The 14,762-nt window shown below is 72.4% G+C and carries 11 protein-coding genes; 10 read left to right on the top strand and 1 reads right to left on the bottom strand.

Annotated features, from left to right (window positions below):
• Positions 1-171: 171 nt before the first annotated feature.
• Positions 172-2,985 carry a M4 family metallopeptidase gene (locus tag OG202_RS05065; RefSeq protein WP_328222325.1) on the bottom strand — a complete coding sequence of 938 codons (2,814 nt, stop codon included), beginning with the start codon at positions 2,983-2,985 and terminating at the stop codon, positions 172-174.
• 625 nt (positions 2,986-3,610) lie between these two features.
• Here OG202_RS05065 and OG202_RS05060 point away from each other — a divergent pair.
• The 10 genes from OG202_RS05060 to OG202_RS05015 all read left to right on the top strand — a co-directional run bounded on the left by OG202_RS05060 (position 3,611) and on the right by OG202_RS05015 (position 14,685).
• Positions 3,611-4,138 carry a hypothetical protein gene (locus OG202_RS05060; RefSeq protein ID WP_326584966.1) on the top strand — a complete coding sequence of 176 codons (528 nt, stop codon included), beginning with the start codon at positions 3,611-3,613 and terminating at the stop codon, positions 4,136-4,138.
• A gap of 409 nt (positions 4,139-4,547) precedes the next feature.
• Positions 4,548-6,677, top strand: coding sequence for a hypothetical protein (locus tag OG202_RS05055; protein WP_328222323.1), 2,130 nt, complete (start codon positions 4,548-4,550; stop codon positions 6,675-6,677).
• 92 nt (positions 6,678-6,769) lie between these two features.
• Positions 6,770-8,278: a GT4 family glycosyltransferase PelF gene (pelF, locus tag OG202_RS05050; protein ID WP_327731186.1), complete on the top strand. Its 1,509-nt coding sequence runs from the start codon at positions 6,770-6,772 to the stop codon at positions 8,276-8,278.
• Positions 8,275-9,693, top strand: a complete 1,419-nt coding sequence (locus tag OG202_RS05045; protein WP_327731187.1) for a hypothetical protein — start codon at positions 8,275-8,277, stop codon at positions 9,691-9,693. Before pelF ends, OG202_RS05045 begins: the two co-directional genes overlap by 4 nt.
• An 85-nt stretch (positions 9,694-9,778) precedes the next feature.
• Entirely contained in the window at positions 9,779-10,780 is a 1,002-nt protein-coding gene (locus tag OG202_RS05040) for a GDP-mannose 4,6-dehydratase (RefSeq protein WP_327731188.1), read from the top strand.
• Between the two features lie 124 nt (positions 10,781-10,904).
• Positions 10,905-11,618 (top strand): nucleotidyltransferase family protein, encoded by a 714-nt coding sequence (locus OG202_RS05035; RefSeq protein ID WP_327731189.1) that lies wholly within the window; start codon positions 10,905-10,907, stop codon positions 11,616-11,618.
• Between the two features lie 7 nt (positions 11,619-11,625).
• Positions 11,626-12,708, top strand: coding sequence for an NAD-dependent epimerase/dehydratase family protein (locus OG202_RS05030; protein WP_328222321.1), 1,083 nt, complete (start codon positions 11,626-11,628; stop codon positions 12,706-12,708).
• Positions 12,705-13,367, top strand: a complete 663-nt coding sequence (locus tag OG202_RS05025) for a spherulation-specific family 4 protein (RefSeq protein ID WP_328222319.1) — start codon at positions 12,705-12,707, stop codon at positions 13,365-13,367. The genes OG202_RS05030 and OG202_RS05025 overlap by 4 nt, the downstream gene beginning before the upstream one ends.
• The gene (locus tag OG202_RS05020) at positions 13,364-14,203 is read left to right on the top strand and encodes an endo alpha-1,4 polygalactosaminidase (protein ID WP_328222318.1); all 840 of its coding nucleotides are present in this window, start codon (positions 13,364-13,366) and stop codon (positions 14,201-14,203) included. The genes OG202_RS05025 and OG202_RS05020 overlap by 4 nt, the downstream gene beginning before the upstream one ends.
• Before the next feature lie 185 nt (positions 14,204-14,388).
• Positions 14,389-14,685, top strand: coding sequence for a hypothetical protein (locus OG202_RS05015; protein ID WP_326584975.1), 297 nt, complete (start codon positions 14,389-14,391; stop codon positions 14,683-14,685).
• The last annotated feature ends 77 nt before the right edge of the window (positions 14,686-14,762 follow it).

The following is a 14,762-nucleotide window of genomic DNA, read 5'->3' as shown; positions in this document are numbered from 1 at the left end:
GATCCCGGCGCCGTACGGTCGGCGTGCTCACCCTCCGCAGCGGCGCGCGGGTGAGGCGCCGCCGCGGAGCGGGTGCGCGCACCGGACGCGCCCCGGATCGGGGACGCGGCTCGGAACGGTGAGCGCCCGATCCTCGGCCGGGCGCTCACCCTCTGGCCCGGACGGGGCGGGTCAGTCGCACGTGCCGCTCGGCCGGGCCCGTGTCACCACCTGGCTGATGCCGGTGGTCGCGTCGAGCCAGACCACCCGGGTGCCGGTGGCCGCCGCGGCGGAGAGCTGCTCGCCCCGGTTGCAGGAGACGCGGCCGCGAGTGCCGTCGTCGCCGGAGAACTGCCAGAGCTTGGCCAGGGACTCGTTGCGGATCGCGGGGTCGCCCGTGCGGGCCCCCGCCGTGACCGTGTTCTCGGAGGCCGTCACATCGAAGACGTTGAGGGCGTTCGGGCCGGTCTCCGGGCTCAGGTCCACCACCCCGGAACCGTCCAGGGCGGCACGCCGCAGCAGCGTCCTGCCGTCGCCTCGGACCTCGTTGGCGAGCCAGTACGCGTACCGGCCGTTGACGGCGGTCGGGCCGAGGCTCGTGGTCGACTCCGACCGGTGGAGCAGGGTGTCCTCGCCGGTCGCGACGTCGATGATCCGGGTGGAGTACGCGTACGTCGCCCGTACGCGCCGGTAGTCCTGGTAGACGACGCGTCCGTCACTGAGCGACGGGAAGGACGCCCGGCGGTAGGTGCCGCCCCCGACGGAGACCTTGCCCGCCGGATTTTCGAGGCTCAGATAGGTCACGCCCCGGCGCCCGCCGTGGTTGTGGTGTTCGAAGGCCACCGTGTCGCCCTCGACGGCCATCGAGGACCCCACGTCCCGGCCGGACCACAGCTTCTGGACGGGACCGCCGGCCAGCGGCCGCGCGAGGACCTCCACGGGGCCGGAACCGTACGCCGCCCACACCACCGTCCTACCGTCGGTCGCCGGATTGACGTGGTAGCGGCCGTCGTTGGGGCTCATCAGCTTCAGCCGGCCGGTGCCGTCCGTGCGCCCGGCCCACACCGAGTACGCCTCGGTGCCCGCCTCGTTCGAGGACGAGGCCACCCACCAGTCACCGCCCGCGCCCAGGCGGGAGTCGCTGGTGTTGACCCGTTCGAGGAGCAGGTCGGAGTCGACGCCCAGGGCGAGCTCCCAGTTGGCCACGATGCCATGGGCGTTGAACGCGCGCACCACGGCGTTCAGATCCTGACCGTCGACCCCCGTCGCCCTGGCTGCGGCGACCACCGCGTCCCGGCCCTGCGTGAACCCGTCGAGCGGGGTGAGGTACTCGGTGAGCGCCTTGTACACGACCCTGTCGGTGAGTTCGGCACCGAGGTCCTCGCGGATGTCCCACAACGCACCCGAGAAGATGGTGGAGTTGAGGTGGACGCCACCGCTGTCCGTGCCGAACCCCACACCGAGGAAGGACTTGGCCGTGGTCCGCCCGTCGTTCAGGTCGCGGAGGGCGCACTCGCCCGGTGTCCTGGTACGGCAGAGCCGTTCGCCCAGCAGCCCTGCCTCCGGGTCGTCCATGGGGACGCCGTACACGTCCGTCTCGACGGCGTTGCCGAAGTAGTCCGCGATCGCCTCGTTCAGGGCGCCGGACTGGCCGGCGTAGACGAGGTCGGCGGAGTGGTCGATGACGCCGTGGGTCATCTCGTGGCCGACGACGTCCAGTCCTGCGGAGAGCGGGCGGTACTCGGCGTCGCCGGTGCCGTACACCATCTTCGCGCCGTCCCAGAAGGCGTTGACGTACGGCTGCCCGTAATTCGTCACTCCCACGAGGGAGTCGACCGACAGGCCGCGTCCGTCGAGGCTGTCCCGGCCCTGTTTGTCCTTGAACCAGTCGTACACCTGCCCGGCCGCCCAGTGCGCGTCCACCGCGCCCGCCTCGGTCGCCTCCGCGCCGAAGTCGGGGGTGGGCGAGGCGAACTCCTGCATGTCGGCGGGCCATTGGCCGGCCACGTCGGTGACCTGCCTGCCGCGCGCGTCCCAGGTGGAGAGGACGGGGCGGCCGGTCTCCTGGTCGGCCCGGGACCGGTCGCGCAGGACGTGGGCGCCACGCGTCTCGTCGAGGGTGACCTCCAGGCCCACGGTCCGGCCGTCCAGCTTGACGCCGGAGCCCGCCGCGTCGGCCCGCCGGGCGGGACGGTCGGCCGCGTTCCCCTCGACGGCCGTCCGGGCGGCCGTGCCCGGAGCTGTTCCCGCGGTCGTTCCCGCGGCCGTTCCGGGCGCGCCGAACGTCTTGATACCGCTGTAGTGGAGGACCGGATAGCCGGCCCCGGCGTCGACGTACACCTCACGCAGCACCGGTTCACCGCCCGCGGGGTGCTCGCCGCGCACGGTGACGTGCCGGGTGAGCACACCCGTGCCGGTGGGCAGGACGACCAGGCCGTGGGAGGTTCCGGTGAACGGGGTCGCGTCCTCCGCGCCGTCCTCCGCGTACGCGGTGAAGTCCTGTGCGCCCAGCTCGGATCGCACGGCGTCCACGGCCCGTTCGACGGCGAGCGCGTCGTCGACCTCGGCGGTGGTGCCGGTCCGCAGACCGGTGAAGTACCTGCCGGAGGTGCCGGTGACGACCCGTTCGCCGTCCCGCTTCTCCATGCGGACGACATACTGCCCGCCCAGGACCGGTACACCCCGGTGCTCCTGCCGGAGCCGTACGATCTCGTGGCCGCCGTCCGTCGTGACGGTCCCCGCCGGTTCCAGGTCCCGTTCCGGGTTCGCGATCCGGTAGCGGCCCCGCTGTTCGGCGAGGTGGGCGCGGGCCGCGCCCACCGCGTTCGGGGCGTCCGGGGCGGGCTCCCGGATGCCCTCCACCAGCGCGGGTGTCGCCGTCCGTTGTCCCGGGATCAGCTCTCCCGGGGTCGGCGGCGGTGTCGTCCCCCCTGTCGCCGCGTCGGCGGGGACCGCCGGGACGACGAGCGCGGCGACGCCCAACAGCGCAGCAGCCGCACCGGACATGCGGCTTGGTCGTGCTCTGGACAACCCTGCCTGCCTCCGCGAAACGGCTCTCCCTGAAACGGCTCTCCCTGAAACGGCTCTCCCCGAACCGGCTTTCCCCGAGCCGGTTCTTCCGCTCGTCGTGGACCGACGCACAGTCCCCCCATTCCCCCAAGAATCGAAAAACCGGCGGCGGTCGACCGCCGGGCAGGGCCATGGAACAGGCGATGCGCCGACGCATCAACGGGGCGAGGGGTTCCACGGATGACTTCCGGCCCCGTGAGGGCAACGGGAGGCAGGGCAGGGGGAGGCGTGGTGCCGTAGGGCTGGGCGGCACGCGGTCGGGCGGGGCCGGAAATCGGTGGATGGCCGAGAAAGCGCGCACCACGCGGCGACGAGGGAGCGGCCCGCACGGTGCGATACGCGCCAATGCGGCCCCGTCCGCATCATGAGGCGGGCAGGCATCACCGCTCCCCTTCGCACCCCCCGTCACACAGCCGTTACAGTGCGCTTATGCGGGCCGGCGAGTGGTCGACACCGATCCGGCACGCGGCCTTCACGTGGCATGCACTTCCGGCCGAGTGGCGTCCGTTCGGTGTCCGTCGGGGCAGACGGTGCGCTCGCCGGATGCCTAGCCTCCCGGCCCATGCGATCACCACTGATGAGACGCTTCGGCCTCGGTGCCGTCCTGGCCCTCGCCCTCGCCGTGTTCGGTATGGCCCCCAGCGCGAGCGCGGTCGCCGCGGCACCCGCCGAGCTGACGTTCGCCACCGACAGCGCCACCACCACGCCCGGCGGCACGGTGAACCTGTCGATGACGATCACGAACAACCACACCTACGACGTCTGGTTCATCTACCAGACCATCGAGCCCACCTGGCTGACCAACCAACGCCCGGACCTGAAGTACTCCTTCACCGGCTGCAGCCTCGCCACGGCCGCCGGCGCCACCCCCTGCTCCGGGACCGGCCCCGCCAACCTCGGCACCAACTACGGCGCCACCGTCCCGCCCGGCCAGAGCCGTACCGTCACGCTGACGCTCCAGGTCGCCGCCGACTCCGGCTGCAACGGGAACATCGGCTTCTACTCGTACTTCTACGCCGAGTTCAGCGACAGTACGAACGTCAGCGGCGGCCCGGTGTACACACCCGAGACCCGGGTGCTCTGCGGCTGACGGCCGCCGAGGAGATGGACGGCCGTGACGGGAGTGACCTGAAATGATCTGCGATCAGGCTTCCGTCATGGTCTGGACCACTGGCGACAGGGCCGGCGGACCCGAGCGGTCCGCCGGTGCGCCTCGCGGGGCCCGGACCAGCGCGCCGGGCCCTCGCGGTCGTCGCCCGCCATGCTCACCGGCGGATGAGAAAACGACCAATTCGGTTCCAGGTTCGCCCAGTTGGACACCTGCACTTTTCCGTCATGTTTCGCAGCATGACCACGAAAGCCACACACAGACACCACTATGTGACGCGACGGATGCGTCGACGACTGGGTTCTGGAGGGGGACGCCGGCGTCACGCAAGGGGGTGCGTCCGCTCCAGGAGAGGCGTGCTCACCCCTGCCCGGGGAGGGGACTTCACCGCATGAAGCGGACTTCACGCACCACCGTGCTCACGGTGGGCGCGCTCATCGCCGCGCTCGGCCTGCCGGCCGGACCGGCCCGGGCCGACGACACCGCACTCCGTGTCGACCTGCGGGTTCTGGTGGTGAGCGACGGTGGCCCGGCCACCGACGCGATCGCCGCCGAACTGACCGCGGCCGGCACGCCGTACACCGAGATCGACCTGACGAGCTCCGACCGGCCCGTGATCGACGCCGGCTTCCTCGCGGACACCGTCGACGGCCGCCCACGCGCCAGGTTCCAGGCCGTCGTGCTGCCCAACGACAACCCGTTCCCGGCCGGTTCCACCGAGATGACGGCGCTCGCGGCGTACGAGCAGACGTACGCGATCCCCCAGGTCGACGCCTACACCTACGCGCGTCCAGAAGCCGGTTTGCAGTACCCGGTCCACGGCGGCTACTCCGGCAGCATCGACGGCGCCGAGGCCCAGGTGACCGACGCCGGGAGGACGGGCCCCTTCGGCTACCTCGACGGCGCGGTGCCCTTCGAGGACAACGACCCGGCCGTCGGCGAGAGTTACGCCTACCTGTCCAGGCCCGTGACGGGAGCCGACTTCACTCCCTATGTCGAGGCGGCGATCCCCGGCCAGGCGACGCGGGGCACGCTGGTGGGCGAGTACCGGCACGACGGGCGGCGCGAACTCGTCGTCACCTTCGTCTACAACCAGTACCAGCAGCAGTTCCGGCTGCTGGCCCGCGGCATCGTGGAGTGGATGACGGGCGGGGTGCACCTGGGCGCCTCGCGGAACTACTTCGCCGTGCACGTCGACGACGTGTTCGCCGCCGACGACCGCTGGAACACCGAGCTCAACTGCACGCCCGGCGACGTCGACTGCGCCGACCCGACCGTCGAGCCCGACCCCATCCGCATGAACCCGGACGACGTCGGCCACGCCACCGCCTGGCAGACCGACAAGGGCTTCACCCTCGACCTCGCGTACAACGGCGCCGGCAGCGTCGACCACCGCGAGGACAACAACGGCGACGACGCGCTCACCGACCGGCTGATCGCGGACCGCAACCGGTTCCGCTGGATCAACCACACCTACTCGCACCCCTTCCTCGGCTGCGTCCAGGACACCACCGTGGTCCCCTGGAGATGCGCGACCAACGCCGACGGCTCCACCCGATGGGTGAGCCGCAACGACATCTCCGACGAGACAGCCACCAACCGGGTCTGGGGCGAGACGGCCGGACTCCCCCTGGAGAACGACGAGTTGGTCACCGGTGAGCACTCCGGCATGAAGGTGCTGCCGCAGCAGCCCGAGGACAACCCCAACCTGGGGCTCGCCCTCGACGACAACGACATCACCTGGCTCGGCTCCGACAACTCCCGCGAGCCCGCCCAGCGCCCGGTCGGCCCCGCCACGACCGTCCCCCGCTACCCGATGAACGTCTTCTACAACGCGGGCAGGGCGGCCGAGCAGGTCGACGAGTACAACTGGATCTACACCAGCCGCGCCCAGGGCGGCAGCGGCATCTGCGAGGACAACCCGGCCACCACCACCTGCCTGTCGGCACCCCTGGACACGGCCACCGGATACGAAGAGGTCATCGTGCCGCTGGAGAAGCGGATCGCCCTCGGACACGTCCTGGCCAACGACCCGAAGCCGCACTTCATCCACCAGTCGAACCTGGCCGAGGACCGCATCGCCTACCCGGTGCTCAGCGGCGTCCTCGACGGCTACGCGGCGCTGTTCGCCGAGAACACCCCCGTGGTCAACCTGAGGATGAAGGACATCGGCGCCGAACTGCGGCGCAGGGCCGCCTGGCGGGCCGCCCTCCAGGCCGGCGAGGTCACCGCCTACCGCATCGGCGACACCGTGACCGTCGAGGCAACGGACGGACTGGCGGTCACCGCGACCACGCCCACCGGCACCACCCTCGCCGGCTCCGCCTTCGGCGACGCCTACGCCGGCGCCGTCTCCGGCTGGACCCCCTCCGCGGGCGCCCCCCTCGCCCTCGCCCTGCCGACGTCCGCCGGCGCCCCGGACGCCGTCACCACCGAGTCCGTCGAGGCCACGGAGCCCGCACCGGACACCCGCGTCCCCGCGGGCGTGAGCGAGAGGGTGCCGTACTCCGCGGACAACTGACCCGCGGCGCCCGCCCACAAGTCGTTCCGGACCGCCCACCGGTGGCCGCGACGGCAGGGAACCACCCCACACCACGGCCGTGGAGCACACCGATGCCTGTTCCTCACGACGCGCGCCGACTCGGCGCGGCGCGCGTCACCCTCCTCACCGAAGGCACCTATCCCCACAGCCACGGCGGCGTGAGCGTCTGGTGCGACCAACTCGTCCAGGGCATGCCCGACCTCGACTTCGACGTCATCGCCGTCACCGGCACCGGACGCGAACCCGTCGTCTGGGACCTGCCCGCCCACGTCTCCCGCGTGCTGTCCGTCCCCATGTGGGGCGACCCGCCGGAGGGCCGCCCGCCCCGGGGCCGCGCCCGCCGTCGACTCGCCACCGCCTACGAGCGGTTCCTGACCGCGCTGCTCGATCCGCGGGCCGAGGACGAATTCGCGCCCGCCCTGTACGCGATGGCACGGGCCGCGGCGGACGGAACACTGAGCCCCTTCCTGCGCTCGGACCGGGCGATCACCCTGCTGACCGCCGTCTGGAACCGCCCGGGCCTGGCCGTGCGGGAGGCCCGCCCCACCCTGCACGACGCACTCACCGCGACCTCCCTGCTCGAACACGCCCTTCGCCCGCTGGCCTCACCGCCGCCCGAGACCGGCGTCGCGCACGCGGTCAGCGGCGGCGTCGCCGTCCTCCCGGGCCTCGCCGCCCTCGAACGGCACGGCGTCCCGCTGCTGTTGACCGAACACGGCGTCTATCTGCGCGAGCGCTACCTCGGCTACCGCACCGCCCCCTACCGCTGGCCGGTCAAGGCCGTCGTCCTCGGCTTCTTCCGCCTCCTCGCGGAGGAGACCTATCGCCGGGCCGCCCTGATCACCCCGGGCAACCGCTACAACCGGCTCTGGGAGGAACAGGGCGGCGCCGACCCCGAGTCCATCCGTACGGTCTACAACGGCGTCGACCCCGCCGCCTTCCCGCCCGCCGGGCCCGAGCCGGAGGCGCTCACCCTCAGCTGGGCGGGCCGCGTCGACCCCATCAAGGACCTGGAGACCCTCATCCGGGCGTTCGCCCTCGTCAAGGCCCGACTCCCGGGCGTCCGGCTGCGGTTGTTCGGCGGGACACCGCGCGGTGGTGAGGCCTACCGGGAGCGCTGCGAGGCCCTGGCCACCGAGCTCGGGCACGGGGACGCCGTCACCTTCGAGGGACGCGTCGACGACATCAAGGACGCCTACGCGGCCGGCAACGTCGTGATGCTCTCCAGCATCAGCGAAGGCTTCCCGTTCACCCTCATCGAGGCCATGTCGTGCGGGCGGGCCACCGTCTCCACCGACGTGGGCGGCGTGCGCGAGGCCGTCGGCGACACCGGTCTCGTGGTGCCGCCACGCGACCCGGAGGCGATGGCGAAGGCCGCGCTGGAACTGCTGGGCGACCCCGCGCGCCGCCGGGCGATGGGGGAGGCGGCGCGCCTGCGGGTGATCGAGCAGTTCACCCTCCGCCAGACCATCGACACCTTCCGGTCCATCTACCTCGAACTGCCCACGCTGGACAGGCAGTCGACGATCGGCTCGCTCCCGGCGGCGGCACCGACCCCGATCAGCACGGTGGCCGGATGAGCGGGCCCATGTCCCTCGAACCCGGCGGTGTCGAACAGGACACCCTCGCCATCCGGCTGGCCGACCGGCGCCGCCCGCGCCGACGCCCCAGCTGGGCCCTCGGCGACGACACGACACTCGCCATCCGGCTGCCGCGGCGGGGCCCGGACGAGGAGGCGGTCAGCGAACTCGCCGCCGAACTCGCCGACCGCGTCGGCCCGGCCGTCCACCCGTACGAGGTGGCCGCCCTGTTGGAGGCGGAGGGCCTGACCGCCTCCCTGATCAAGGAACGGTACGGTCACCCGAACCTGTTCTCGCTCGCCGCGGCCCTCTACGAACGGGTGCCACGGACGTTCCCCGAACCCGCGCCGAGCGCCGACCCCTGGCGCCCGGACACCGTGCGCTGTCTCCTGCGAGGCGTGCTCTTCGCCCTGCCGGGACTCGCCTATCTGCTGACCGCACCGCTGTGGAACCCCGGAGCACACGCCCCGGCCCTCGTCGTGGCGGGACTCGTCTCCTGGGCCTGGGGCCAGGCCCTCGGCCACCGCGCCCATCTGCGGATGGCGACCGGGCGGCACGAAGCGGGCCGTACGCTCCTGACCGGCGCGCCCGTCGGAGCGGCGGTGGCCACGGCGATCGCGGCGCTGCCCGCCGAGGGCGGCCCGGTGACCCTGGTGGCCGCCGCGCAGTCCGCGTACCTCGCGGCGGCGGGCGTCCTGCTGGTCCTGGGCAGGGAGCGTCAACTGCTCGCCGCGCTCAGCCCGTTGATCGTCGGCGCCGCCGTCCTGCCCTGGTGGGAACCGGGCCCGTGGCTGCGGGCCGGACTGCCGCTCCTCGCCCTGTGCGCCACGCTCGCCGTCACCGGCCGAACCCTGTGGGCCGCCCGCGCCGTCCCGGCCGTGCCCGGCGCCGGCCGTCCGCGTCTGCTGTGGTCCCTGCCGTACGGCCTCTTCGGCCTGGCCGCCGGCGTGCTGGTACTGCTGGAGGGCCGGGAGGAGCCGTACGCGGTGATCGTGCTCACCGTCAGCATGGGCCCGGCGGAGTGGCTGCTGTACCGCTACCGGGGGCTGTCGGTCGCCGCCCTGCGCGCCGTCGCGACGCCCGCCGGGTTCCTGCTGCGCTCGGCCGGGATCCTCGGCCTCTGCCTGCTCGCCTACCTGGCGCCGCTGCTGCCCGCGGCCCTGCTCACCGACGCCGACCCGGCCCCCCTGCTCCTGCTCGCGGCCGTCCTGTGGACCGCGCTGCTGCTCCAGGCGTTCGGGGCGGCCTGGCCGTCGGCCGCGATCTGCCTCGCGGCGGCGGGCGGCGCCGGTGCGGTCACCCTGCTGCGTCTGCCACCCGGCGACCTGGCGCTGCCCCTGTGCAGCGCCGCCGCCGCGCTCTGTCTGTCGGCGTGCGCGCTGCGGCTGCTGGGCCGGCCCGCGCCGCACGCCTGAGCCCCGCGCTCACCCACGACCACCGCGCACGCCCCACGTCCCACGTCCCACCCCTCACATCCGACCGACCGGAAGGACACACCAGTTGACCTCCGCACCGCTCGCCGCCGTCACCGGAGCCGAGGGCTTCATCGGCTCTCACCTGACCGAGGCGCTGGTCGCCTCCGGCCACCGGGTCCGGGCCATGGCCCAGTACAACTCCTTCTCCTCCTACGGCTGGCTGGAGACCCTGCACCCGGACGTCCTGGACCAGGTGGACATCGTCCTCGGCGACGTCCGCGACCCCGGCTCGGTCCGTGGCCTCCTCGACGGCGCCGACACCGCCTACCACCTCGCCGCCCTCATCGCGATCCCGTACTCCTACCAGGCTCCTCACAGCTACGTGGACACCAACGTCACCGGCACCCTCAACGTCCTGGAGGCCGTCCGCTCCCTCGGCACACCACGACTCGTCCACACCTCCACCAGCGAGACCTACGGCACCGCCCGGACCGTGCCGATCACCGAGGACCATCCCATCAACACCCAGTCCCCGTACGCCGCTTCGAAGGCGGGCGGGGACCGGCTGGCCGACAGCTACCACGCGAGCTTCGACACCCCCGTGGTGACCCTGAGACCGTTCAACACCTTCGGGCCCCGCCAGTCGATGCGCGCGGTGATCCCCACGGTGATCGGCCAGGTCGCGGCGGGGGAGCGGACCATCACCCTCGGCGACCTGCGCCCCACCCGGGACTTCACCTTCGTCAAGGACACCGCGCAGGCCTTCCTGGCCGTCGGCACCGCACCCGCCGAACAGGTCGTGGGCCGCACCTTCAACGCCGGCACCGGCGGCGAGATCTCCGTCGGCGACCTCGTCGCGCTGATCGGCAAGGTCATGGAGAGCGAACTGGACGTACGCGAGGACGAGGCACGCATCCGGCCCGCGGGCTCCGAGGTCATGCGGCTCGTCGCGGACGCGAGCAGGCTCACCGCCGCGACCCGCTGGCAGCCCGCCCACACGCTGGAGGAAGGCCTCGCGCACACCGTGGAGTTCTTCCGCGACCCGGCCAACCTCGCCCGCTACAAGACGGGCATCTACAACATCTGACCCCCGCCCGGCACGTCCCCGCGCATCCACGAAGTCCACGAATCCAACGAAGCAAACAAAGCCAACGAAGCAAACAAAGCCAACGAAGTTCACGAAGTCCGCGAAGTCCACGAAGGAGGAGCACATGCACGCAGTGATCCTGGCGGGAGGCAAGGGCGTCCGGCTGCGGCCCTACACGACCGCGCTGCCGAAGCCGCTCGTCCCCATCGGCGACCAGCACGCCATCCTGGAGATCGTGCTGCGCCAGCTCTCCACGGCCGGCTTCACCCACGTCACCATCGCCATCGGCCACCTCGGCGAGATCATCCGCGCCTACGTCGGCGACGGCTCCCAGTGGGGCCTGACCGTCGACTACGCCACGGAGGAGAGCCCCCTCGGCACCATGGGCCCGCTGCTGAACCTGCGCGACCGGCTGCCCGAGACGTTCCTCGTCATGAACGGCGACATCCTCACCGACCTCGACTACGCCGATGTCCTGCACCACCACCGCGAGTCCGGGGCGCCGCTCACCATCGCCACCTACGCCCGCAAGGTCCACATCGACTTCGGCGTGCTGACCACCCACGACGCCAAGGTCGTCGCCTTCACCGAGAAGCCCAGCATGGACTACCGCGTCTCCATGGGCGTCTACGGTGTCACCCGCGCGACCCTCGACGGCTACACCCCCGGACTGCCCCTGGGCTTCGACGAGTTGGTCCTTGACCTGATAGAGGCTCAGAACCAGCCGCACGCCTACGACTTCGACGGATACTGGCTGGACATCGGCCGCCCCGACGACTACGACCGGGCCAACGCCGAGTTCACCACCCGCAAGTCGCTTCTGCTCAAGGGAGCCTGAGCACCACATGCGCATTCTCGTCCTGGGTTCCACCGGCTATCTGGGCACCCACGTCGTCGAGGGGCTGCGTGCCCTGCCGGGCGTGCTGGTCCTCGGCGGCGGCCGCGCGCCCACCGCCGAGTACGCCATCGACCTCGCCACCGTCCGCCGTGAGGAACTGGCGAAGACCCTGGCGTCGGCCGCGCCCGACACCGTGATCAACTGTGCGGGCGCGACCGGCGGCGACCCCGTCACCCTCGCCGAGGTCAACGCCCGGGGCCCCGCGGTCCTGTGCGCCGCGCTGCGCGAGGCGGCCCCCGGCGCACGACTGGTGCACCTGGGCTCGGCCGCCGAGTACGGCCCCGGCGTCCCGGACGTCCGGGTGACGGAATCGGCGGCCACCCGCCCGCTCGCCCCCTACGGCGCGACCAAGCTCGCGGGCACGGTCGCCGTGACCACCTCCGGCCTGGACGCGGTGGTCCTGCGGGTCGGCAATCCCGTCGGCCCCGGGGCACCGCCCACCGGCCTCCCCGGCCGTATCGCCGGCCTGCTCCGCACGGCAGGCCCCGACGCCGTGCTCCCCCTCGGCGACCTCTCCGCCCACCGCGACTTCGTCGACGTACGCGACGTCGCCCGAGCGGTCTCCCTCGCGGCCACCGCCCCCGGGCCCCTGCCGCCCATCCTCAACATCGGCGGCGGCCGGGCCGTCCCGGTCCGCGAGGTGGTCCGGGGCCTGGCCGACAAGGCCGGCTTCCGGGGACGGATCACGGAGAACCCGGCGGGCACGGGGGCGAGCGCAGGGACAGGACCGGCCGACTCGACGGGTGCGACCGATCCGGCGACGTCCCCTGCGGCTTCTCGTGCGGCTTCTCCCGCGTTTTCTCGTGCGGCCGACGCTGCCGACGCGGCGGAGCCGCCCGGCTCCGCCGAAGTGGTCGGATCGGTTCGCTCGGCGGACGTGTCGTGGCAGTGCTCCGACATCACCGCCGCCGAGGCGGCGCTCGGCTGGCGCCCGGTCCACACCCTCGACGACGCGCTCACCGCGCTGTGGGAGAGCGGCGGGGGTGGCAAGGTCGGCGGGGGCGGAGAGAAGGGTGATCGTACGCCGTGAGTCTGTTGATCCCGCTGTACGTCCACCCGGCAGAGGACCCGGGCGCCTGGCACCGCCTGATCCGGGCCGCGACCCGCACGTACGGCGTCGTCCTCAACCCGGCGAACGGCCCCGGCGACGGCCCCGACCCCGCGTTCACCGCCGCGGCCGGGGCGCTCCGCGCGGCCGGGGCCCGGCTGCTCGGCTACGTCGACACCGACTACGGGGTGCGCGACCACGCCGAGATCGCCGACGACGTACGCCGTCACCAGGAGTGGTACGCGGCCGACGGCTGCTTCCTCGACCAGGTGACGGCCACCCCGGACGGTCTGCCCGACTGCCGTCGGCTCGTCCGGACCGTACGCCGGCTCGGCGCCGGGACCGTCGTCCTCAACCCCGGGGTCCATCCGGCCCCGGGGTACGCCCGCCTCGCCGACCTGACCGTCACCTTCGAGGGCCACTGGTCGACGTACGTGTCGGCGTTCAGCAGACCCACCTGGGCCGCCCGGCATCCCCCCGAGCGGCTCTGCCACCTCGTCTACGGCGTCCCCGAGGCGCTCGTACCGCTCGCCGTCCGCACCGCACACGACCGAGGTGCCGCGGTCTGCGGCCCGGTGACCGGCGAACCACCCAACCCCTGGGCCCGATTGACCCCCGCCCTCACCGGGACGGACCGATGAGGAGGCCGACGCTCGCGCACCTGGCCCCGCTGACGGTTCTGGCCGTGCTGACGGCTTCGACGCTGACAGGCTGCACGGGGGACGGCGGCGGGGACCGGTCGGCCAACTCGCCCGAGCCCTCGCCGAGTTCCGCGAAGGACCGGTGGAAACCCCGCCCCGGACTCGCGTGGCAGTGGCAGCTGGACGGGAAGGTCGACCCGTCGGCGGACGTGCCGGTCTACGACATCGACGGCTTCGAGAGTTCCGCGGCGGACGTGGCCCGGCTGCACCGGGACGGCCGGAAGGTCATCTGCTACATCAACGTCGGCGCCTGGGAGGACTTCCGGCCCGACAAGGACGCCTTCCCGCGGTCGCTGCTCGGCGAGGAGAACGGCTGGGCGGGGGAGCGGTGGCTGGACATCCGCCAGTCCGACGTGCTCCGGCCCCTCATGGAACGCCGTTTCGACATGTGCCGCGACAAGGGCTTCGACGCGGTGGAGCCCGACCTGGTGGAGGGCTACGGCAACGACACCGGCTTCCCGCTCACCGCGCGGGACCAGTTGACGTACAACCGCATGATCGCGGACATCGCCCATGAACGCGGCCTGTCGGTGGGGCTGAAGAACGACCTGCCCCAGATCCCCCAGCTGGTGGCGGACTTCGACTTCGCGGTCAACGAGGAGTGCGCGCAGTACGACGAATGCGGGCGCCTCACCCCCTTCATCGAGGCAGGCAAGGCCGTGTTCCACGTGGAGTACACGGAACCCCGGAGCGGCTTCTGCGCCGAGTCCCGCCGACTGAAGCTGTCCTCCATGGTGAAGCGACTGGAACTCGGGGTGTGGCGACAGCCCTGCTGAGCCTCCGAGCCGTCGTCAGCGCCTCCTACTCCTTCGACACCGGCCGGGTGCCCTGTCGTCCGGTGGGCGGGGTGGCCGGCCGGGCCCGGCTCGGTTCGGTCCATGAGGGGGGACCTGGTGGAGTGGTTGATCGGGATCGAGGAGCGGGTCGCTCTGGTGAACGCGGCTCTCTGAGGCTGCTCCCCATGTCCGCCGTCGACCAGGGCTCCGACACCCGTGACGAACTCCTCGCACTGCGCGACCTGTGCGAGGACGTGCGGCAGGCGGGAATCGACATCGGCCCCTACCCGCGCGAAGCGGCGGAGTTGTCCAGCCGCGAGGACACGTACGGCGTGGGCTCCCTGCGGGACCGCGAGGTCAAGCGGGGCGCGGCGGCCTCCCCTACCGAGGCCAGCGCCCTGGAGACCGTCGACGACCGCTTCAGCCGAGACCCGTTTCGACCCGATAGGATCCCGCGAAACCCGCGACGCTGCGTCTCATAGCTCACAACCGTGCGTGACCAGCCTGTTTCCGCTGTACAGGACCGCGCTCCGACGGCTTTCGGCTCCTATGGTGGAGA

Origin of the sequence: Streptomyces sp. NBC_00310 (assembly GCF_036208085.1) — a bacterium.
GTDB lineage: Bacteria > Actinomycetota > Actinomycetes > Streptomycetales > Streptomycetaceae > Streptomyces.
Note: the sequence above shows the minus strand (reverse complement) of the source record. Positions and strands in the feature narration are given on the sequence as shown.

Excerpts from the sequence above, each read along its gene's own strand:
- OG202_RS05065 (WP_328222325.1), bottom strand. The coding sequence starts at position 2,985 with ATGTCCGGTGCGGCTGCTGCGCTGTTGGGCGTCGCCGCGCTCGTCGTC.
- OG202_RS05060 (WP_326584966.1), top strand. The coding sequence starts at position 3,611 with ATGCGATCACCACTGATGAGACGCTTCGGCCTCGGTGCCGTCCTGGCC.
- OG202_RS05055 (WP_328222323.1), top strand. The coding sequence starts at position 4,548 with ATGAAGCGGACTTCACGCACCACCGTGCTCACGGTGGGCGCGCTCATC.
- pelF (WP_327731186.1), top strand. The coding sequence starts at position 6,770 with ATGCCTGTTCCTCACGACGCGCGCCGACTCGGCGCGGCGCGCGTCACC.
- OG202_RS05045 (WP_327731187.1), top strand. The coding sequence starts at position 8,275 with ATGAGCGGGCCCATGTCCCTCGAACCCGGCGGTGTCGAACAGGACACC.
- OG202_RS05035 (WP_327731189.1), top strand. The coding sequence starts at position 10,905 with ATGCACGCAGTGATCCTGGCGGGAGGCAAGGGCGTCCGGCTGCGGCCC.
- OG202_RS05030 (WP_328222321.1), top strand. The coding sequence starts at position 11,626 with ATGCGCATTCTCGTCCTGGGTTCCACCGGCTATCTGGGCACCCACGTC.
- OG202_RS05020 (WP_328222318.1), top strand. The coding sequence starts at position 13,364 with ATGAGGAGGCCGACGCTCGCGCACCTGGCCCCGCTGACGGTTCTGGCC.
- OG202_RS05015 (WP_326584975.1), top strand. The coding sequence starts at position 14,389 with ATGTCCGCCGTCGACCAGGGCTCCGACACCCGTGACGAACTCCTCGCA.